At 49.7% G+C, this 21,792-nt stretch carries 19 protein-coding genes; 1 reads left to right on the top strand and 18 read right to left on the bottom strand.

Going from position 1 to position 21,792, the window contains the following annotated elements; translation table 11 throughout:
* Window positions 1–55: 55 nt before the first annotated feature.
* From tilS to rpsB, 18 genes are all read right to left on the bottom strand, one after another.
* Window positions 56–1,378 carry a tRNA lysidine(34) synthetase TilS gene (tilS, locus tag AC6IB1_RS05255; RefSeq protein ID WP_497568106.1) on the bottom strand — a complete coding sequence of 441 codons (1,323 nt, stop codon included), beginning with the start codon at window positions 1,376–1,378 and terminating at the stop codon, window positions 56–58.
* 122 nt (window positions 1,379–1,500) lie between these two features.
* Window positions 1,501–2,463 carry an acetyl-CoA carboxylase carboxyl transferase subunit alpha gene (gene accA, locus AC6IB1_RS05250; RefSeq protein ID WP_497568105.1) on the bottom strand — a complete coding sequence of 321 codons (963 nt, stop codon included), beginning with the start codon at window positions 2,461–2,463 and terminating at the stop codon, window positions 1,501–1,503.
* Between the two features lie 61 nt (window positions 2,464–2,524).
* Window positions 2,525–6,004, bottom strand: coding sequence for a DNA polymerase III subunit alpha (dnaE, locus tag AC6IB1_RS05245; protein WP_497568104.1), 3,480 nt, complete (start codon window positions 6,002–6,004; stop codon window positions 2,525–2,527).
* Window positions 6,005–6,069: 65 nt separating this feature from the next.
* The gene (gene rnhB / locus AC6IB1_RS05240; RefSeq protein WP_497568103.1) at window positions 6,070–6,672 is read right to left on the bottom strand and encodes a ribonuclease HII; all 603 of its coding nucleotides are present in this window, start codon (window positions 6,670–6,672) and stop codon (window positions 6,070–6,072) included.
* Between the two features lie 3 nt (window positions 6,673–6,675).
* Window positions 6,676–7,815, bottom strand: a complete 1,140-nt coding sequence (gene lpxB / locus AC6IB1_RS05235; RefSeq protein ID WP_497568102.1) for a lipid-A-disaccharide synthase — start codon at window positions 7,813–7,815, stop codon at window positions 6,676–6,678.
* Window positions 7,815–8,603: an acyl-ACP--UDP-N-acetylglucosamine O-acyltransferase gene (gene lpxA, locus AC6IB1_RS05230; RefSeq protein ID WP_497568101.1), complete on the bottom strand. Its 789-nt coding sequence runs from the start codon at window positions 8,601–8,603 to the stop codon at window positions 7,815–7,817. The genes lpxB and lpxA overlap by 1 nt, the downstream gene beginning before the upstream one ends.
* 2 nt (window positions 8,604–8,605) lie before the next feature.
* Window positions 8,606–9,058, bottom strand: a complete 453-nt coding sequence (gene fabZ / locus AC6IB1_RS05225) for a 3-hydroxyacyl-ACP dehydratase FabZ (protein WP_497568100.1) — start codon at window positions 9,056–9,058, stop codon at window positions 8,606–8,608.
* A gap of 141 nt (window positions 9,059–9,199) precedes the next feature.
* Entirely contained in the window at window positions 9,200–10,225 is a 1,026-nt protein-coding gene (gene lpxD / locus AC6IB1_RS05220) for a UDP-3-O-(3-hydroxymyristoyl)glucosamine N-acyltransferase (protein ID WP_497568099.1), read from the bottom strand.
* An 8-nt stretch (window positions 10,226–10,233) separates the two neighbouring features.
* Complete coding sequence (locus tag AC6IB1_RS05215) at window positions 10,234–10,743, bottom strand: OmpH/Skp family outer membrane protein (RefSeq protein WP_497568098.1); 510 nt, start codon at window positions 10,741–10,743, stop codon at window positions 10,234–10,236.
* A gap of 21 nt (window positions 10,744–10,764) precedes the next feature.
* Complete coding sequence (bamA, locus tag AC6IB1_RS05210; protein WP_497568097.1) at window positions 10,765–13,164, bottom strand: outer membrane protein assembly factor BamA; 2,400 nt, start codon at window positions 13,162–13,164, stop codon at window positions 10,765–10,767.
* 37 nt (window positions 13,165–13,201) lie between these two features.
* A complete protein-coding gene (gene rseP / locus AC6IB1_RS05205) occupies window positions 13,202–14,557 on the bottom strand; it encodes a sigma E protease regulator RseP (RefSeq protein ID WP_497568096.1) in 1,356 nt (451 codons plus the stop codon).
* Window positions 14,554–15,750: a 1-deoxy-D-xylulose-5-phosphate reductoisomerase gene (gene ispC, locus AC6IB1_RS05200; protein ID WP_497568095.1), complete on the bottom strand. Its 1,197-nt coding sequence runs from the start codon at window positions 15,748–15,750 to the stop codon at window positions 14,554–14,556. The genes rseP and ispC overlap by 4 nt, the downstream gene beginning before the upstream one ends.
* A gap of 66 nt (window positions 15,751–15,816) precedes the next feature.
* Complete coding sequence (locus AC6IB1_RS05195; protein WP_497568094.1) at window positions 15,817–16,665, bottom strand: phosphatidate cytidylyltransferase; 849 nt, start codon at window positions 16,663–16,665, stop codon at window positions 15,817–15,819.
* Between the two features lie 11 nt (window positions 16,666–16,676).
* Window positions 16,677–17,447 (bottom strand): undecaprenyl pyrophosphate synthase, encoded by a 771-nt coding sequence (uppS, locus tag AC6IB1_RS05190; RefSeq protein ID WP_497568093.1) that lies wholly within the window; start codon window positions 17,445–17,447, stop codon window positions 16,677–16,679.
* 81 nt (window positions 17,448–17,528) lie between these two features.
* A complete protein-coding gene (frr, locus tag AC6IB1_RS05185; RefSeq protein ID WP_497568092.1) occupies window positions 17,529–18,086 on the bottom strand; it encodes a ribosome recycling factor in 558 nt (185 codons plus the stop codon).
* A gap of 57 nt (window positions 18,087–18,143) precedes the next feature.
* Window positions 18,144–18,872, bottom strand: coding sequence for a UMP kinase (pyrH, locus tag AC6IB1_RS05180; protein WP_497568091.1), 729 nt, complete (start codon window positions 18,870–18,872; stop codon window positions 18,144–18,146).
* Window positions 18,873–18,958: 86 nt separating this feature from the next.
* Window positions 18,959–19,804, bottom strand: a complete 846-nt coding sequence (gene tsf, locus AC6IB1_RS05175; RefSeq protein ID WP_497568090.1) for a translation elongation factor Ts — start codon at window positions 19,802–19,804, stop codon at window positions 18,959–18,961.
* 131 nt (window positions 19,805–19,935) lie between these two features.
* Window positions 19,936–20,664, bottom strand: a complete 729-nt coding sequence (rpsB, locus tag AC6IB1_RS05170) for a 30S ribosomal protein S2 (RefSeq protein WP_005506915.1) — start codon at window positions 20,662–20,664, stop codon at window positions 19,936–19,938.
* Between the two features lie 330 nt (window positions 20,665–20,994).
* On the opposite strand from rpsB, the gene map reads away from it, so the two are divergent.
* Entirely contained in the window at window positions 20,995–21,792 is a 798-nt protein-coding gene (gene map / locus AC6IB1_RS05165; RefSeq protein WP_497568089.1) for a type I methionyl aminopeptidase, read from the top strand.

Here is a 21,792-nt window from a genome sequence, read left to right as displayed (position 1 = left end):
ATTGTTTTTCAGTTAGTTTGGTTAATTTGACTAAATTGTTACACTTTACACGTATTCACGCATCGAAGGCATGGCATTTGTGCCAGACAAGCTCACACTCCCCGCCAACAAATCCCTCGCACACAAACAGACCGGCAACGGCCGCAATTTTTGGGCCATAGAATAGGATCGGGGTTCTGCGTCTTTCCCAGCTTGGCACTCCGTATTCCTGAAACAGCTTTTTAAGCTTTCGCTTACCCTGTCTTCCTGCAGGGTGGGCAGATAGCCCTTCAGGATTAAACGTAACGCTCACGGTTTCATTGGCAAACGGTGCTCTTATCTTGCCCCCAAATCCCACGGTTTGAAGTGCAATCTCCCCAAGGCCATCTGGTAAACCCAGTGTTTCTCCTCTCTCCAGCTGACCTGTCCATGCCGATACATCTTGGTGAGGAGGAACAACATAGAGTGTGCCTTGGTAACGACGCACCTCTACCGGGCCTAATTGAAGTGATGGGTTGGCATCTTGTGCCGATTCAATCACTGAAACCTGAAGCTCACGCATCTGCACTGACGAAGGTACGACACCTGCGGTCTTCTTCAGCCAGCGCCGTGTCATCGCTGTCTGCATGTTACCGGATAATGCCATCAACGCGCTGATAGAGAGCCCTCCGTCAGCCAGCATCACCTGATGGTCATAACCTGACAAAAGCGCATCCAGCAGCGCCTCTTGCTCAGCACAGTGACGCGCCGTGCGGTTGATCGCTTTCACCAGACCCGGCCAACGTTCTTGCGCCATAGGTAACCATTGTTGTCTGATAAAATTACGATCAAAGCGACAGTCCAGATTACTTTCATCTTCAAGCCAACTCAGCCCCTGATCATCAGCATAACGCTCTATTTCTCTTCGGCTGACACTGAGCAAAGGACGACATAACATGGCATGGCCCAATTGCCTTGTTACCGGCATGGCAGCAAGCCCGGCGGGGCCACTGCCACGTTTGAGAGCAAGCAGGAAGGTTTCAGCCTGATCATCAGCATGTTGTCCGGTCAGCACCAATGCGTCATTTTCTACGTGGTTGAGAATGGCTTGGTAGCGGGCCTCACGCGCCGCGTTTTCCAGATTCCCTTCCCGCTGATTCAGGGTGACGCAAACCCCCTTGAATGCAAAATCCGCTTCTGTCGCCCAAGCTTCACAGCGCATCATCCATTCGTCGGCATTTGGGCTCAAGCCGTGGTGAATATGAATGACGAGATAACGGTGCTGGGGGTGAATATCCCGGTAGGTCGCGAGCAAATCCAACATAACGCGGGAATCTACCCCACCACTGAAAGCCAGAACAATCTGACGCGGCTGGGGTGTATACGCATCAAGCACATTTTCAAACAGGGAGAACAACATACGTGCCTCTCAATACAGAATTATCCGAATCATAGCAGAAGAGTTACTCACCGGAACATGTTGTTGATGTTCCAAAAAACGGAAAAGGGCCCGCAGGCCCTTTCGGTATCAATCAAGATGACTTAGCAGTAACCATAGCTCATCAAACGCTGGTAACGACGCTCACGTAGGACATCAGGATCCATTTGTGTCAGCTCTTCAAGCTGAGTCAACAAGTGCGCCTTGATGTTTTCTGCTGTCTTCGCGAAATCGCGGTGTGCTCCACCCATTGGTTCTTCGATGATGTTATCGATAAGCCCCAACTCTTTCAGGCGCGGCGCCGTCATGCCCATTGCCTCTGCTGCCTGTGGTGCTTTATCAGAATCACGCCAAAGGATAGACGCACAGCCTTCTGGCGAAATAACCGAGTAGGTTGAGTACTGCAACATGTTGACATAATCACCCACGCCGATAGCCAATGCACCACCAGAGCCACCTTCACCGACGACATTGACAATAACCGGCACCGTCAGGCCTGCCATCTCTTTCAGGTTACGGGCAATCGCCTCAGACTGACCACGCTCTTCTGCCCCGACGCCCGGATAAGCACCAGCAGTGTCGATAAAGGTGATGATTGGCATCTTGAAGCGCTCCGCCATTTTCATCAGGCGCAACGCTTTACGGTAACCTTCCGGCTTTGGCATACCAAAATTGCGGATCACTTTTTCGCGTGTTTCACGGCCTTTCTGGTGGCCAATGATCATCACAGGGCGTCCGTCGATACGCGCCATTCCCCCCACAATCGCCTTGTCGTCTGCGTAAGCACGGTCACCCGCCAACTCTTCAAACTCGGTAAAGATCAGGTCCGCATAGTCGAGTGTATAAGGGCGACAGGGATGACGTGCCAGTTGTGCAACCTGCCATGCCCCCAGATCGTTGAAGATCTTTCTGGTTAACTCGGCGCTTTTGGTCTCCAATTGCTCGATTTCTTTATCCAGATTGACAGCCTCTGGATCGTCGCCGCGTTTGGACACTACACGCAGAGCTTCGATTTTTGCTTCCAATTCCGCGATTGGCTGTTCAAATTCAAGGAAATTAAGACTCATAGAGAAAGAATCCTGTTCAGGTAATAACGTCACCCCGCCCATTCCTGACGAGGCCTAAATATCAGTCAAATTCCAGCTCGACCTGTTTGTCGCCGAGCAGCGTTTTTAAATCGTCGATCAGCTTGTCATCCGGTGTAACACGCCACTCCGCACCTAAGACCAATTTGGCACGCGCATTGTCACGCTGATAGTAAAGGTTCACCGGTACCGTACCGGCACGGTGTGGCTCCAGAATATCACTGAACCGTTCAAAAAATTTGTTATCAATTTGCCTGTCAGTCACAGAGATAGCAAGACCACGCAGGTACTTTTCACGCGCTTGGGATATATCAAGCACTTCTCGTGCCGACATTTTAAGGCCACCGTTGAAGTCATCAAAGCTGACCTGTCCGGATACCACCAAAATTCGGTCTTTTTCGATGAGATCCAGATACTTTTCCAGCGCATCTGAGAACAACATCACTTCCATCCGGCCTGATCGGTCATCCAGCGTCAGGATACCGATACGTGTCCCCCGTTTGGTGGTCATAACACGGGCTGCAATCACCAGCCCCGCGACCGTTGATACCACATCACGTTTAGTGGCATGGGCATCCTCAAGGCGCCAGGTGATGTAATGTTTCAGCTCTTTCACATAGCTGTTTATCGGGTGACCTGTAAGATATAACCCTAAGGTCTCTCGCTCCCCTTCCAGCCAGACTTTATCCGGCCACGGCGGTACCTTGGTATATTTATATTCAACGTCTTCCGGTGCAGCAGTCAGCACGCCAAACATATCCGTTTGACCAAACGCTTCCGCCTGATGGTGTTGGCTGGCTGATTTCAGCGCGTCATCCAGTGATGCCATCATCGCGGCACGGTGTGGTCCCAGCCTGTCCATCGCGCCTGACTGGATAAGTTTCTCAATCACGCGCTTGTTCACTTTTTTGGTGTCGATGCGGGCACAGAAGTCGAACAAGTCGCGGAAGTATCCGCCTTCTTCACGGGCCTTGATGATGTTTTCAATCGGCGCTTCACCCACCCCTTTGATCGCCCCGATACCGTAAACAATCTCACCTTTCTCGTTCACATTGAAACGGTAAAGACCCGCATTCACATCCGGCGGCAGTATGGTGAGTTTCATCCGGCGGCACTCTTCCACCAGTCCCACAATCTTGTCGGTGTTATCCATATCAGCCGTCATCACCGCTGCCATGAATTCTGCCGGGAAGTGGGTTTTGAGCCAAAGCGTCTGGTAGGAAACCAGTGCATAGGCGGCAGAATGCGATTTGTTAAAACCGTACCCGGCAAATTTCTCTACCAGGTCAAAGATGCGCATCGCCAGTTCGCCGTCGACACCATTTTTGATCGCGCCCTGTTCGAAGGTTGCCCGTTGCTTGGCCATCTCTTCGGGCTTTTTCTTACCCATCGCACGGCGCAAAAGATCAGCGCCCCCGAGTGAGTAGCCCGCGAGCACCTGTGCAATCTGCATCACCTGCTCCTGATAGAGGATGATGCCGTAGGTGGGATCAAGGATCTCTTTCAGTGATTCGTGTTGCCACTTTTCATCCGGGTATGAGACTGCTTCACGGCCGTGCTTACGGTCAATAAAGTTATCTACCATGCCCGATTGCAGTGGCCCCGGACGGAACAGCGCCACCAGTGCGATCATGTCTTCGAAACAGTCAGGTTTCAGGCGCTTTATCAGTTCCTTCATGCCCCGCGATTCAAGCTGGAATACCGCCGTTGTCTCCGCGTTTTGAAGCAACCGGAATGACGCCTGATCATCCATTTTAATAGCGTCAATACGCACTGGCGCCTGACCCATTTTCTCCAGACGCGGGTTAATCATCGATAACGCCCAGTCGATAATGGTCAGGGTACGTAACCCCAGAAAGTCAAATTTAACCAGACCGGCGGTTTCCACGTCGTTCTTGTCAAACTGGGTTACCGGGAAATTGCCTTCACTGTCACAATACAGTGGTGCGAAATCCGTAATGGTTGTCGGCGATATCACTACGCCACCCGCGTGTTTACCGGCGTTACGGGTACACCCCTCAAGGATACGGCAAGTGTCAATAAGCTCACGAACTTCTTCGTCAGCTTCATAAAGTTCAGCCAGCTGGGGCTCTGCCTCAAATGCCTTCGCCAGTGTCATACCCGGATCGGGTGGCACTAACTTGGAAATACGGTCAACGAAGCCGTAAGGGTGACCCAGCACCCGACCGACGTCTCGGATAACCGCTTTTGCCGCCATGGTACCGAAAGTAATGATTTGTGATACTGCATCACGGCCATACATTTCGGCGACGTGATCAATCACCTTGTCACGTTTATCCATGCAGAAATCGACATCGAAGTCAGGCATGGAAACACGTTCCGGGTTAAGGAAACGTTCGAACAGCAGATCAAATTCCAGCGGATCCAGATCGGTGATTTTCAGGGCATACGCCACCAGCGAGCCTGCACCGGAACCACGCCCCGGCCCCACTGGAATGTTGTTGTCTTTCGACCACTGGATAAACTCCATCACGATCAAGAAGTAACCCGGGAACCCCATCTGGTTAATCACCTGAAGCTCGATATCCAGACGCTCATCGTATTCCGGACGTTTTTCGGCACGCACCTCAGGATCCGGGAACAGAAACTCGAGACGCTCCTCCAGCCCCTCTTTGGATTTTTTGATCAGGAACTCACCGATTTCCATGCCTTCTGTCGGGAAGTTTGGCAGGAAGTATTCATTCAGGCGAACCGTCACATTACAGCGCTTGGCAATTTCTACCGTGTTTGCCAGGGCTTCCGGAATGTCCTGGAACAGCTCACACATTTCCTCTTCGCTGCGAAGGTATTGTTGTGGGCTGTAATTTTTCGGCCTGCGCGGATCTTCAAGGGTATAGCCATCATGGATGGCGACACGGATTTCGTGGGCATCAAACAAATCCGGGTTCAGGAAGCACACTTCATTGGTGGCAACTACCGGCAATCCCTGCTCTTCTGCAAACTCCACGGCAAAGTGCAGGTAGGCCTCTTCGTCAGCACGACCGGTACGGATAAGCTCAATGTAGTAGGCGTCTGGGAAATGCGTCTGGTAAAAAGCCGCGCACTGCGCCGCCAGCGCCATATTGCCTTTCAGCAGCGCCTTGCCCACATCGCCATTTTTGCCGCCAGACAGGATAATCAGGCCTTCTTTAAGCTCTGCCAGCCATTGTTGGTCAATCACTGGCTGGTGCTGGATATGACCGCGAAGATAGGCTTTTGAAATCAGTAATGTCAGGTTTTTATACCCGGCATTATTGGCAGCCAGCACGGTAATTTGGCAAAGGTCATCACCAAAGGTGTCTGTCTGCATTTTAAAGTCAGCGCCGATGATCGGCTTCACACCGCTGCTTTGTGCCGTGTTGTAAAACTTCACCAAGCCACACAGGTTGGTAAAGTCTGTCAATGCCATGGCGGGCATACCAAGCTCTGCCACCTTTTTGACCAGTGGCGGTACTTTGCCAAGGCCATCAACCATGGAAAAGTCACTGTGAACACGGAGATGAATAAAGCGTGGGTCTGACATAGTACTCTTACGTGACTGATTTATTGTATTGAATGCAGGGAGAGTAAGCTCCTCCCCGACAAGCATTATGCAATGCCAAGCGCCGTCTTAACAGGCTTAAAGCTCTTACGGTGCTCAGGGATAGCACCATGAGTAGCCAGTGCTTCAAAATGCACCTTGGTTGGGTAGCCTTTGTGCTTGGCAAAGCCATATTGGGGATATTTGGCATCAAGCGCTTCCATTTCACGATCTCGCACCACTTTCGCCAGAATCGACGCGGCGCTGATTTCGGCCACACGAAGGTCTCCTTTCACCACAGCCTGTGCGGGAACCGTTAACCCTTGGGGCACTCGGTTACCATCAATCAGCACAAAATCAGGCTTGATGTTCAGACCCACAACTGCGCGCTCCATGGCCAGCATGGTTGCGGAGAGAATATTGAGTTCATCAATCTCTTCCGGTTCAGCACGCCCTAGTGACCAAGCCAGCGCTTTTTCTTTGATTTCATCAAACAGCACGGCACGCTTTTTGTCTGTCAGCTTTTTAGAGTCGGTCAGGCCTTCAATCGGGTTATTGGGATCTAAGATCACGGCAGCAGTAACAACCGCACCGACAAGCGGGCCACGGCCCACTTCATCCACGCCGGCAATCAGCCTGGCATCAGGATATACAAAAGGTTCGAAGTCCATCGACTAGCGTCCTATTAATCTCAATACCGCTTCTGCCGACGATTTATCGGCATCACAGCGGATGATGTCATGCAAACGGGTGAATTCAGCCATCAAAGCGCCATTGTCACTTTCCAAATACCCGGAAACATCTTGCGCCAGGATTTCTGGCACACAGGCCTCCTGCAACCGTTCTGGCACCAGCTCGCGGCCAGCAAGGATATTGGGCAAAGAAACAAACTCGGTTTTCAGCATGCGTCTGGCAATCCAGGCGGTAATGGCATTCACTTTGTAACCCACCACCATCGGCCGTTTGACCAGCATACACTCAAGTGCCACCGTACCGGACGCCAACAACACAGCATCAGAAGCGGTGATCACATTACGCGCAGTATCGTCAACCAACACAAAATCGATCTCTGGTGCTGTTTGGTGCCAGGCTTGTTCAAACTGCACCCGGCGCTTTTCATTCACCAGGGCAACCACAAATGCCAAATCGGGGTATTTTGCTTTGAGCAGTTTGCAGGTTTCAATGAACACCGGTGCCAGCAGTTTCATTTCGCCACCCCGGCTTCCCGGCAGAACAGCAAGGTAGCGTTTGTCCTGCTCCAGTCCCAATAAGGCTTTAGCGGCATCTTTGTCGCTGACCATAGGGATAGCATCCGCCATGGTATGACCAACAAAATGGCATGGCACATCAAATTTGTCGTAAAACGCTTTTTCAAACGGTAGGAGCGCCAACACAAGATCAGTCGCGGCGGCGATTTTAAAAATACGCTTCTGTCGCCAGGCCCAGACGCTGGGGCTGACATAATGCACCGTTTTTATTCCGTTTTCTTTGAGGGATTTTTCCAACCGAAGGTTAAAATCCGGCGCATCGATGCCGACGAACACATCCGGTGGATTGGCAATAAAGTAGTCCACCAGCTCACGTTTCACTTGCAGCAACCGACGCAATCGACCAAGCACTTCCACCAGCCCCATGACAGCCAGTTCTTCCATATCGAACAGGGTTTCACAGCCGAGGTCTTTCATGCGCGGCCCCCCGATGCCAACAAATTCAGCATCTGGATACTGTTCTTTTACCGCGCGGATAAAACCGGCACCTAAAATATCGCCGGAGAGTTCCCCGGCGACGATTCCAATTCGAAGTGGCTTGGTCATTAGCGAATGATGCCCCGGTTTGACTTGGCAAAGAAATCGATGAAAAGCTGAAGTGCTTCTTCTTCTTTTGCCATTTCCGCCACTTGCTGTTTGGCTTCCTCCAGGGTTTTCCCCGAACGGTAAAGCACCTTATAAACAGCACGAATCGCTTTAATGGCGCTCTTTTCAAAGCCGCGGCGTTTCAGCCCTTCTACGTTGATACCAAATGGTGCGCAGTGGTTACCCTGAGCCATCACGTAAGGCGGCACATCCTGAACCACGATGGAGCCACCGCCCAGCATGCAATGGCTGCCAATGGTGCAAAATTGGTGGATCGCACTCATACCGCCCACAATCGCATAGTCACCCACAGTCACATGACCCGCAAGAGTTGCATTGTTGGCAAAGATACAACGATCACCAATAGTGCAATCGTGCGCTACATGAGCGTTTATCATGAACAGGTTATCGCTGCCCACTTTCGTGACGCCGTTATCTTGAACCGTACCACGGTGCATGGTGACACTTTCACGGATAGTGTTGCGATCACCAATGATCAATGTGGTTGGTTCACCCGCATATTTCAAATCCTGACACTCTTCGCCAATAGAAGCGAACTGGAAGATCTTGTTGTCACGGCCAATCTTGGTTGGTCCCTTGATCACAACGTGAGTGTTGACTTCGGTGCCTTCACCGATTTCCACACCAGCACCAATGAATGAAAACGCACCAATCTTGACATTCGCGCCAAGCGTTACGCCTTCTTCAACAACGGCTGTTGGGTGGATTTGTGCGGTTTCATGAATCACGGTTAAAACTCTCTTCTGGCACATTTCAGATCAGCAGAGCATACGACTTTGCCGTCAACTTTTGCCACACCGGTAAACGCAGCAATGCCACGGCGCTCTTTGATAAATTCAACTTCCAGAACAAGTTGATCACCTGGGGTTACCGGCGTGCGGAATTTTGCGTTGTCGATGCTGGCAAAATAGTAAAGCTCGTTTTCTTTTGGTTGGCCAAACGTTTTGAACGCCAACAAGCCCGTTGCCTGAGCCATGGCTTCAAGGATCAGTACACCAGGGAAAACTGCCAGTTGCGGGAAATGCCCGGTAAATTGAGGCTCGTTGACTGACACATTTTTGATCGCATGAAGGTATTTGCCTTCTTCAAAATCGGTCACGCGGTCAATCAGCAAAAAAGGATAACGGTGTGGCAGCAAGTCTTTAATTTCGTTAACTGTCAGGATTTTATTTTCGCGACTCAAAGTTATATTCCCGTGTGAAATACTTATTATAGGTCGTTGAAGTGACTGAGAACACAAATGGCCTACACTGCAGGTTCACGGGCGTTTCCATTCAAAATCCACGCACACAAAACCACCAGAGTAGGCCATTGCGGACGGCTGTTACTCGCTGTCTTCCAGTTGTTTTTCAACGGCTTTCAATCGTTTATGCATCTCTTCAATCTTCAGGACCCGGGCAGCGGTTTTGCGCCACTCCTTGTTCGTCTGAAGAGGAATACCTGAAGAATACATACCAGGTTCAGTGATAGGTCGCATCACCATCGCCATACCGGTGATCGTGACACCATCTGTGATTTCCATATGGCCATTAAAGACGCTCGCACCACCAATGATGCACTGCTTGCCGACTTTAAGGCTGCCCGCCATCACCGTTGCGCCAGCAATGGCAGTGTTTTCACCGATCGAAACATTATGCGCGATCTGGCACTGGTTGTCGATAATCACACCATCAGCAATCACAGTATCTTCGAGCGCACCACGATCGATGGTCGTACAGGCACCAATTTCGACACGATCACCAATCACCACCCGGCCTACCTGTGGAATTTTCACCCAGCGCCCTTTGTCATTGGCATACCCGAAACCATCAGAGCCAATAACAGTACCAGATTGAATCAGGCAAGATTGTCCTATAACCACGTCATGGTAAACCGTCACATTCGCCCAAAGGCGTGTGTTTGCCCCTAACTTGGCATTTTTACCGACAAAGCAACCCGCACCAATCTGAACGTTGTCGCCCAGCTCAACACCGTCTTCAATCACTGCATTGTGACCGATGGATACACCATCACCCAATTGGGCTGAAGGTGAAACATATGCACTCGGTGCAATGTCAATCGCGCATGGAGGGGTACTGTCCAATAGTTGTGCTGTGAGTGCATAACCCAAATACGGGTCTTTCATCACCAATGCATTTCCGGTGCAGTAAGCGAGGTCGGCTTCCTTGACCATCACGGCACTTGCCTGGCATTCGGCAAGGTGCTTGCGGTATTTACTGCTGGACAGAAATGTAATTTGCCCTTCGCCAGCTTTATCCATACCTGCGATTGCGCTGATTTGTACGCTGCCATCACCGTGCAATTCAGCACCCAGTTTTTCCGCTAATTCAGCGAGCGTAATAGAAGCCATTCTCTACCTTATTTCATTGCTTTCAGTACTTTTTCTGACAGGTCATCTTCCGGGCTGGCATAAAGCACAGCCTGACGATCGATCACCATGTCATAGCCTTCTTTTTGGGCAATATCTGTAATTGTTTTCTGTAGCTTCTGAACAAGTTTACGCTCTTCTTCAACGCTACGCTTACGCTGATCTTCCTGAAGATTTTTTGCTTTCAGTTTAAACTCTGCATCCATAGACTGCAGTTCACGCTGCAGTTTTGTGCGATCTTTCTCGCTCATCAACTCGCCGTTACGTTGCAGTTTTTCAACGCCTTTTTCCAGATCAGCTTTCAGACGTTCAACCTGTGCAATTTGATCTTTGAACTCTTTGCGCAGCTTTTCGTTGATATTGCTTTCCTGCGCCATTTGCGCAATCACCGGCCCTGTTGCAACATAACCGATTTTTTGCGCAGCTTCCGCGGCTGTTGCATACATGGAAGCAGTAACAATGGCGAGACTAAGGCCCGCCGCTTTGATAGTAGGTTTCAAGCTTTTCTCCTAACGTTGAGATCAGAACGTACGGCCGATGGTAAAGGTGAAGAATTCCTCATCATCACCTTCATACTTCTTAATAGGTTTGGACAGCGAAAAGACCAGTGGCCCCATCGGTGAGCGCCATTGGATTGCTACCCCGTATGACGCACGGTAGTTTGACGGATCGCTGTAATCATAGATGTATTCCTGTCCGCTGATCACCCGGGCATTGTCTAAGTCGTACTCGGTATCCCAAACAGAAGCCGCATCAACAAATACACTGGTACGAAGTGAATTTTTCATTTCAGCAGAAACAAACGGTGTTGGCACAATCAGCTCAACGCTGGCCAAAGCAATAGCATTCCCCCCAACGGAGTCATTACTGCCCACCAATGCCGGGTTATTCCCCGCACCTTGGTCATATACAGCCCTCGGTCCTGCGGTGTTTGAGCGGAAGCCTCGTAATGTCGAATAACCACCGGCGTAGAAATTCTCATAAAATGGCAACAAGTAATCGTTATCACCGTTTTGACCATAGCCGTTACCGTACCCCAGTCGACCACGCATCAATAGTGAAAAATTATGGTCTTCATCAAGCGGAAAGTACTGGCGTATATCGTACTGTAACTTGAAATACTGGGTGTCAGACCCAGGCACAGTCATACGGAATGACGCGCGCTGATAGCTACCTGCTGTAGGAAAAAAGCCACGGTTGAGGTTATTCCGGGTCCAACTGACAGACCAATCAAAATCATCGACTTCAAGCCCCCCATCGTCCGTCACATTATCTTCCATCGAGTCCAGGAATTTCTGGATCTGGTAATATCCCCCCAGATTCTCAATCTGGCGGTGGGTATACCCCAAAGAGAAGTCAAAGAAATTGATTTCATCAAACGGGAAGCCCCAGGTCAGGCTAGTGCCATAGCTTTTATCCGTATAATCGACAATGTTTGCATCAGACGCTTCAAACTCATTGTAGAAAATCTTACCACCCAAACTGATGCCATCGAGGGTGAAGTAAGGATCACGGTAATCTAATGTCAGGTTTTTCTGGAAATCATTAACCATGGCGTTGATACCAAAGCGATTACCGGTACCTGCGAAGTTATCCTGCTGCAAGCCTGCCTGGAAGCTGATACCAGACTCAGTCCCGTAACCGATACCAAAGTTGACGCTACCCGAATTGGTTTCTTTTACAACATACTCAATATCGACCTGATCATCAGTACCCGGCACACGGGTAGTACGAACATCCACTGTCTCAAAGAAGCCCAGACGATTCAGACGGTCTTTACTGGTCTCGACAGATTTTGCATTCAGCCAGGAGCCTTCCATCTGGCGCATTTCACGACGCAATACTTCGTCTTTGGTGATTTGATTACCGGAAAACTTAATATTGCGAACGTAAATACGTTTACCCGGCTCCACATTCACATTCAGCGCAACCGTGTTGGCTTCATCATTAAAGTCTGGAATGGTCGAAACCTGTGGATAGGCATAGCCTTGCTCACCCAACTTGCGTTTGATTTCGTCTTCAAGGTGAGTAATTTTCTCGCCATTATAGGTCTCACCCACGTCAAACTGAACCAAAGACGCAAATGCTTCGCTGTCTTTACCGCCACGGAAATTGATTTCAGAGACCGTATAAGGTTCACCTTCATCGATATTCAGGGTGATATATACGCCCTTTTTGTCCGGAGAAATAGAGACATTGGCAGACTCAACACGGAATTTCAGGTAACCCCGGTTGAGGTAGAAAGAGCGGAGGTTTTCCAAGTCGCCGGCCAATGCCTGCTTTTGGTATTGCTCATTAGCCAGAAAATTCCACCAGGGCACATCAGCACGGAGCTTGAAATTACCTTTCAGCTCCTCATCAGAGAAGACATCGTTGCCGATGATATTGATTTGCTGAATCTTGGCAGACATACCTTCGGTAAAAACGAATTTCACATCGGCACGGTTACGTGGCAAAGGCGTGATCACGGTGTCTACCAACGCATTGTACTTACCGACACTGTAGTAAAAATCTTCCAGGCCTTTTTCAATCTTCGACAGCTTGGTGCGATCCAAAGACTCGCCCACGCGGAGCCCTGATGCAGCGAGATTCTCCTGGAGCATTTCTTCTTTAATGGCCTTATTACCTGAAAAAGAAATGCTGGCAATTGTTGGCCGTTCGATGACTTCCACCAACAGGTCATCACCATCACGATATACACGGACGTCCTCGAAGTTACCGGTAGAAAACAGAGATTTAATGATCCCGGACACATCATTTTCGTCGATGTTGTCGCCAACCCTTACCGGCATTGCGAGCAACGCAGCACCGAGGCTGACACGCTGAAGCCCCTCAAATCGAATATCATCCACTACGAACTCATCGGCCGTAACAGAACTGGAGAAGAGAAGAGAGGCCAATAGAAGTTTTTTCATCGCCATTGCTTGCTCTGACATTTCCTTGCTAAACGCTGAATGTTTATAGTCGGGCGAAATCGTTAAAAATCGCGACCGCCATCAATGCTACGATGACAGCAGTGCCTACCCGATATCCCATATCCTGTACTCGTTCAGAGACGGGGCGACGTGTCACGGCTTCAATACCAAAAAACAACAGGTGTCCGCCATCAAGAACCGGTAACGGTAACAGGTTTATAATGCCTAAATTAACGCTGATCAGTGCGAGAAAGCCAAGAAAGTATACCAGACCGAAGTCTGCGGTCATCCCTGCACCTTTTGCAATTGAGATAGGCCCACTCAAATTTTTCACTGCCACGTCACCGGTGAACAGTTTTTTAATCATGCCAGCAGTCAAAGTGACAACCTGCCAGGTTTTATCCAGTGCAGCAGGAATGGCATCCAATGGCCCATGTTGCAGCACCAGCTTGTGTGATTCAGGCCAAGGCGCCACTTCAGGTGCAAACCCGGCATAGCCAATCGCCTTGCCTTCTTGTTCTTTGGAATCAGGGGTTAACATCAGGGTCAACTCACGACCATCACGCAATACCACCATAGAAATGCCTTTGCCTGGATTAGCACGAATCAAATCAACCACTGCCTCCCAGCCAGAAACCGGCGTACCGTTGATAGCCAGCAGTTCATCGTTGACCATCAACCCCGCCCGCTCTGCCGCACTTCCTTCCATCACCTGGGCAATCACATTGGTGATATCAGGGCGATAAGGCATCATTCCCAGTGTACGCAGAGCCGATTCAGACTCTGGGTCAAAAGACCAGGCATCCAGTTCGAGCTTTTTCTCTAACACGTACCCGGCATTTTCATCAGGTTTAACCGCCAGCGTCATTTCATTGTCACCAATATGGGCAATGAGCTGGAGGTTAACCGATTCCCAATCTGGCGTTTTGATACCAGATATCTCAGTTAGTTCCATTCCCGGCTCGATCCCGGCCTGCGCAGCGATAGATTGTGGAACCACATCACCAATAATGGGTTTTACCACTGGTACGCCAATAAGCGCTACCAACCAGTAAGCGACAACCGCAAACAGAAAGTTAGCTATAGGGCCCGCCGCCACAATGGCGCTGCGCTGCCATAGTGGACGGTTGTTAAATGCCTGCTCACGAAGCGCCGGTGGTACATCGCCTACGCGCTCATCCAGCATTTTCACATACCCGCCAAGCGGTATCATTGCCAGGGTATATTCGGTGCCATCCTTGCCAGTTTTCTGCCAAATCGCTTTCCCAAAGCCAATGGAGAACCGCTCTACTTTGACGCCACATTTTCTGGCAACCCAAAAATGACCGTACTCGTGCACAGCGATCAAGATACCAAGGGCTATCAGGAAAAACAGTAAGTTCCAAAGTATGGCGCTCATTCTGCTAACTCCGTAATTATTTGATGTGCCATTGCTCGCGCTTTGTTGTCTATTTCTAAGAGACTTTCAATACAGGAAGGTTCAGACAGCTCTACACGTTGTAACACAGCATCGTTAACCTCAGCAATCTGCATAAAGCCAATATGCTGTTGCAAAAACGCGTCTACAGCCACTTCATTTGCGGCATTCAGTGTGGTGGTCGCTGCCTGCCCCACATAACAGGCATCAATGGCAAGCTTTAAGCAGGGGTAACGGTTGAAATCTGGTTTGAGAAAAGTAAATTCACCCACTTCGCTAAAATCAAGTGGTTTTACCCCTGCTTCAATACGTGCTGGATACGCCATGGCATAGGCAATCGGCGTGCACATATCGGGACGTCCCATTTGAGCCAGCACAGAGCCATCACGGTACTGAACCATAGAATGGATGACAGACTGAGGGTGAATGATCACGTCCAGCTGCTCACGCTGGGCATTGAACAACCATCTTGCCTCAATATACTCCAGCCCCTTGTTCATCATGGTCGCAGAGTCCACAGATATTTTGGGCCCCATAGACCAGTTAGGGTGGTCTATGGCCTGCTCAGGCGTCACTGACGGTAATATGTCCAAATCGGTATAGCGAAACGGGCCGCCAGAGCCAGTTAGCAGGATTTTACTCACCCCTTCAGCGGAAAGGTCGCAAATACCCGGTTGGGATTGAATACGTTGTGGCAGACATTGGAAAATCGCATTGTGCTCGCTATCCACCGGCAACAACTCAGCACCATACCGGTGAACAGCATCAATAAAGAATTGCCCAGACATCACTAAGGCTTCTTTGTTAGCCAGCAAAATACGTTTGCCTGCTTTCACGGCAGCCATGGTCGGTAACAAACCTGCGGCCCCAACTACCGCCGCCATCACGGTATCCACCTCATCATGCGCTGCCAGTGTGGACAAACCTTCAATACCGCTCAACACCTCTGTCGAACAGCCTTGGTTGCGAAGTGCCAGACGCAGTGCGTCTGCAGCATCCGGGTTTGCCATCGCAGCAAACTTAGGGCGCCACTTCAGGCACAACAGAATCATGTCATTCACATTGGCATTCGCCGCCAACGCAAACACTTCATAAGCGTGAAGATTCTTTTCAATCACAGAGAGCGTGCTGGTGCCAATGGAACCGGTCGCACCAAGAATCGTTATCTTACGCATAGCATTCTCAATTTTTTGTTTCATCAGGCCCAGATACAGGTCACCGACTGAACGTCGGTGACTTTCTTACACAAGCCAGAAATACAGAACGGTGAAAACTGGAAATGCGGCTGTCAGGCTATCAATCCTGTCCAGGATACCGCCATGTCCGGGCAAAATACTGCCACTGTCTTTCACACCTGCAACACGCTTAAACATGCTTTCGGCTAAATCACCCAAGACCGAAGCAAAGGCGGTCAGTAAGGCCACAAGGCCTAACATCGCAAGAGAAGAAAATGGAATGGAAAAATAATATGCAGCAGTAAGAGTCACAGCAACAGCGGCAATCACACCACCAATCAGCCCCTCGACTGTTTTGTTTGGACTGACGGATGGCGCCATCTTACGTTTACCAAAATTCTTACCTGCAAAATATGCCCCTGTGTCTGCGGACCAAACCAGTAAACAGACCAGAAGTACCATCTTCGCACCTAACAGAGGGGATTGTTCATACTGGTAAGCGCGAAGAAGCAACACACTCCACAGAAATGGCAAGAGCGTTAAAACGCCAAAGCCTTGCTGGACGATATTTTTATCTGACCAACCTGATGCGCCTTTGGGGTATCGGAGCACCATGACGGTCGCAACCAGCCACCATACCGCGCCAGCAATAGCGACTACACTGCCATTGACTGCCGATAATTCCAATCCATTGCCGGTCAAAGGAAGTGCAAACAGGGAGCCCCAAAGCAAGGCTGCAGGAAAAACAAAAGCTCGGAAACGGGTTGTGGTACCCACAAATTTGGTCCACTCCCAGAGGCCAAGCAAGGTCACGCCAGCCACAGCAATCATGAAAAGTTGTAACGGCAAAAAGAAAATACCGGCAACCACCAGCGGCGCCAGTATTGCAGCTGTTAAGACACGTTGTTTCAGCAAACGAAACCCTCTTATTTTTCTACTTGTAACATGGCCTTGATTTGCTCACCGGTGCAACCAAAACGGCGCTCGCGGTTAATATACCATGCAATGGCTTCTGTCAGACTGGTCTCGTCGAAGTCTGGCCAGAACTGGTCGGTAAAATACAGTTCCGCGTAGGCGGCTTGCCACAACATAAAGTTACTGATTCGGCATTCGCCACTGGTACGGATCATTAAATCCACATCGGGAAGACCTGCAGATGATAAATGCACCTGAAGATCGGCTTCAGTCAGTTGCTCAGCCGGAATTTCACCACGCTCAACCTGAGCCGCTAACTTTTTCACTGCCTGCATAATGTCCCATTGACCACCATAGTTAGCCGCCACATTCAGCACTAACCGGGTATTGTTTGCCGTCAAGGCTTCGGCGGCAGCAATTTTATCCTGTAATGATTGACTAAAGCGTGTGGTATCACCAATTACCTTGAGCCTGACACCATTTTTGTGAAGGCGTTTCACTTCACGTCCCAGCACAGTGACAAATAACTCCATCAGCAGACTGACTTCTTCTTCTGGGCGACGCCAGTTTTCACTGCTAAAAGCGAACAGTGTAAGCACCTGTACACCAAGTCGGTTTGCAGCAGATACCGTTTTACGAACCGCGTCTACGCCGGCTTTATGCCCAAACATACGGGCTTTGCCACGCGCTTTGGCCCAGCGTCCATTGCCGTCCATGATAACGGCAATGTGCTTGGGAAATAGGCTAGGGTCGAGTTCTTGATGGGAAGATATGGAGCTCATTCATAATCCTTCGCAAATAAAAAGCGCTGTGCTGCTTTGCTGGCACAGCGCTTTGGCAATGGAATCGGAGTGTAGCCGGAATTAAACTTCCATCAACTCTTTTTCTTTTGCTTCAAGAATTGTGTCAATTTCTTTGACCGCAGCATCAGTCAGTTTTTGGATGTCGTCCTGACCACGGCGTTCTTCATCTTCAGAAATCTCTTTTTCTTTCAGCAGTGCTTTCAAGTCGCTGTTTGCATCACGACGGATGTTACGCACGGCAACACGACCGCCTTCTGCTTCACCACGAACAATCTTAACCAAATCGCGACGACGTTCTTCTGTCAGTGGTGGCAATGGAACACGGATCACCGTCCCCGCCGACATTGGGTTCAAGCCTAGATCAGAGGTCATGATCGCTTTTTCAACGGCTTGGGTGATGGATTTGTCAAAGACAGTGATAGCTAGGGTACGCGCATCTTCAGCCACAATTGACGCCAGCTGTTTCAGCGGCGTTGATGCACCGTAATAGTCGACGGTTAGGCCATCAAGCAATGCAGGGTGCGCACGACCGGTACGGATTTTTGACAGGGTGTTCTTCAGCGCTTCAACGCTTTTCTGCATGCGTTCTTTCGCATCTGCGTTAATTTCATTGATCACGAGAATATCCTTGAAGATTCTTTTTTATAACGAGGGCGATTATGCCACTAATTTTGATTAACCGTTATTAATTAGTGTGCCTTCTTGCTCACCCATCACAACTCGGCGCAGTGCACCTGGCTTATTCATATTGAAAACACGAATTGGCATCTTATGATCGCGAGCCAGGGTAAAGGCAGCTAAATCCATCACTTTCAGCTCTTTTTCCAGAACATCCTGGTAGGTCAGATGGCTGTAGAGTTCTGCATCCGGGTTTTTCGCTGGGTCATCGGTGAAAACGCCATCAACCTTGGTAGCTTTAATCACCACATCTGCTTCGATTTCAATACCGCGCAGACACGCTGCCGAGTCTGTGGTGAAAAAAGGATTACCGGTACCGGCAGAGAAAATAACAACGCGGCCGTTGCGAAGCTGACTGATCGCTTCCGCCCAGTTATAGCTGTCACAAACACCATTCAGAGGAATAGCTGACATCAATCGCGCGTTCACATAGGCACGGTGCAGCGCATCACGCATAGCCAGACCGTTCATCACAGTCGCCAACATACCCATGTGGTCGCCCACAACCCGGTTCATACCCGCTTCTGCAAGGCCTGCACCACGGAAAAGGTTACCACCACCGATAACCAAGCCAACTTGTACACCAAGTTCAACCAGTTCTTTAATTTCTTGCGCCATACGATCAAGCACCGCCGGATCGATGCCGAAGCCTTCTTTACCTTGCAGCGCTTCGCCGCTCAATTTAAGCAAAATTCGTTGATAAGCTGGTTTTGGGTTTGTAGTCATTGTCACTACCTTTAGGCACTTACTTCTACGGATGGGATTGTGAAAAGACCGCAGGGTTCTGCGGTCTTTGAGGGCTCAAAGAGAAATTAACCTTTCTGAGCAGCAGCTGCAACTTCTTCTGCGAAGCTTGGGCCTTCAACTTTCTCGATACCTTCACCCACTTCCAGGCGTACGAAGGCAGAAATAGAAGCACCTTTCTCTTTCAGGATTTCACCTACAGATTTCTTAGGCTCCATGATGAAAGGTTGGCCAGTCAGAGATACTTCGCCGGTGAATTTCTTCATGCGGCCTTCAACCATTTTCTCTGCGATTTCTTTAGGCTTGCCTTCGTTCATCGCGATCTCAACCTGAACTTCGCGCTCTTTAGCCACAACGTCAGCAGGTACGTCTTCTGGTGTTACGTACTCAGGACGAGACGCCGCTACGTGCATAGCGATGTGTTTCAGGGTTTCCGCGTCGCCTTCACCAGAAACAACAACACCGATGCGCTCGCCATGGCGGTAAGAAGCCAGTGATGCACCTTTCACGTAAGCAACGCGACGGATAGAGATGTTTTCGCCGATTTTAGCAACCAGTGCTACACGGTCGTCTTCGAATTTCGCTTGCAGTTCTTCGATAGACGCTTTAGTTGCAGCAGCTTCATCCGCTACTGCATTCGCGAACGTGGTGAAATTGCTGTCTTTCGCAACGAAGTCAGTCTGGCAGTTCACTTCAACCAGTGCAGCAACACCGTCAGCTTCTTTGATGATGATTGCACCTTCAGCCGCTACGTTACCTGCTTTCTTAGCAGCTTTCGCAGCACCTGACTTACGCATATTTTCGATTGCCAGTTCGATATCACCGTTAGTTTCAACCAACGCTTTTTTACATTCCATCATGCCTGCGCCAGTGCGTTCGCGCAGTTCTTTTACCAGGGCAGCGGTAACAGCCATTGTTCATTCCTCGATTCGAAACTATTTGGGTAAAAATCAGGGGCCATAATGCGGCCCCTGCTAACCTACTTAGCTTACAGTACTGTCTGTGACAACCTGATGGCTAAGAACGCTCACAAGGAGCAAGTGTCTTACTCTGCGACTTCAACCAGTTCGTCTTCAGCTTGAGCGACGATGTCCTGGCTACGGCCTTCGCTGTATGCTTGAGCAGCAGCGTTCAGGTACAGTTGAACTGCGCGAATCGCATCGTCGTTACCTGGGATAACGAAGTCAACGCCATCTGGGTCAGAGTTGGTATCAACTACCGCGTACACTGGGATACCCAGGTTGTTTGCTTCTTTGATAGCAATGTGCTCGTGATCAGCGTCGATAACGAACAGCGCGTCTGGCAAACCGCCCATGTTTTTGATACCGCCCAGAGACTTCTCAAGTTTCTCCATTTCACGGGTGCGCATCAGGGCTTCTTTCTTAGTCAGCTTCTCGAAAGTACCGTCAGTTGACTGAGTTTCCAGATCTTTCAGACGTTTGATTGACTGGCGAACAGTTTTCCAGTTAGTCAGCATACCGCCCAACCAACGGTTGTTCACGTAGTACTGATCACAGCTTTCAGCTGCTGCTTTAACAGCTTCGCTAGCGGCACGCTTAGTACCAACGAACAGTACTTTACCTTTGCGCTCACCTACTTTGGTCAGCTCAGCCAGTACATCGTTGAACATTGGTACAGTTTTTTCCAGGTTGATGATGTGAACCTTGTTACGTGCACCGAAGATGAATGGCTTCATCTTAGGGTTCCAGTAACGGGTCTGGTGACCGAAGTGAACACCAGCTTTCAGCATGTCGCGCATTGAAACAGTAGCCATTTTAATTCCTCTTGGGGTTAGGCCTCCACATATCCCATACATCCGACCCTTCAAGGGCACCCCGGCGTATGTGCCGATATGTGTGTGAGTTAATAAATAAGTGTTTATCGAAACCACCTATACAGAACCGGGAAACCCGATTGACCATGAAGGCGCATTTCGGCGCGCTTTATACCATAAACATGGCCTGTGAATCCAGTATAAAAAAGTGCGCGAGTCGCTGGGCAAGGTTCCCTCATGGCGATGCGATTGATAATATGTACTAAATGCAGTCCTATCCTTCCTGAGCGAATTTGACCTAAATATCAGGGAGCCAACTGAGAGAAAGCAATGAGCGCCACTATTAAAACGGCTGAAGAAATAGAAAAAATGCGTGAGGCCGGTCGCCTTGCCGCAGCAGTGCTTGAAATGATTGAACCGCATGTCAAAGCAGGCGTGACCACGGAAGAGCTGGATGATATCTGCCACAAATATATCACCGAAACACAGCAAGCGATTCCCGCGCCGCTCAATTACCATGGCTTTCCCAAGTCTATCTGCACCTCCATCAACCATGTGGTGTGTCATGGCATTCCAAGCAAAAGTGATGTGCTGAAAGACGGTGACATCATTAATATTGACATTACTGTAATTAAAGATGGCTACCACGGCGATACCTCAAAAATGTTCCTGATTGGTGAGGTTTCTGCCGAAGACAAGGCACTGTGCCATGTAGCGCAAGAAAGCCTTTATCAAGCACTGAAAAAAGTGAAGCCCGGTGCGCGCATTGGTGATATCGGGACAGAAATTCAGAAATTCATCAAAAGCCGTCCAAGACGCTACTCTATCGTGAAAGATTATTGCGGCCATGGCATTGGCGCAGAATTTCATGAAGAGCCGCAAGTGGTCCACTATAAAAACAACGACCGTACGGTAATGAAACCAGGTATGTGCTTTACTATCGAGCCGATGATCAATGCCGGGAAGTTTGGTACCGTTTTGGATGAAGACGACGGCTGGACGGTGTACACCGTTGATGGTAAAAAATCCGCACAATGGGAGCATACCATTCTGGTCACCGACACCGGTTGTGAAATACTGACCTTGCGCAGTGACGAAACACTCCCTCGTTTCTTGAACAACGCATAA

The sequence above is a fragment of the Grimontia sp. THUN1695 genome, assembly GCF_059704325.2.
This window is presented reverse-complemented; position numbering and strand designations above follow the sequence as displayed.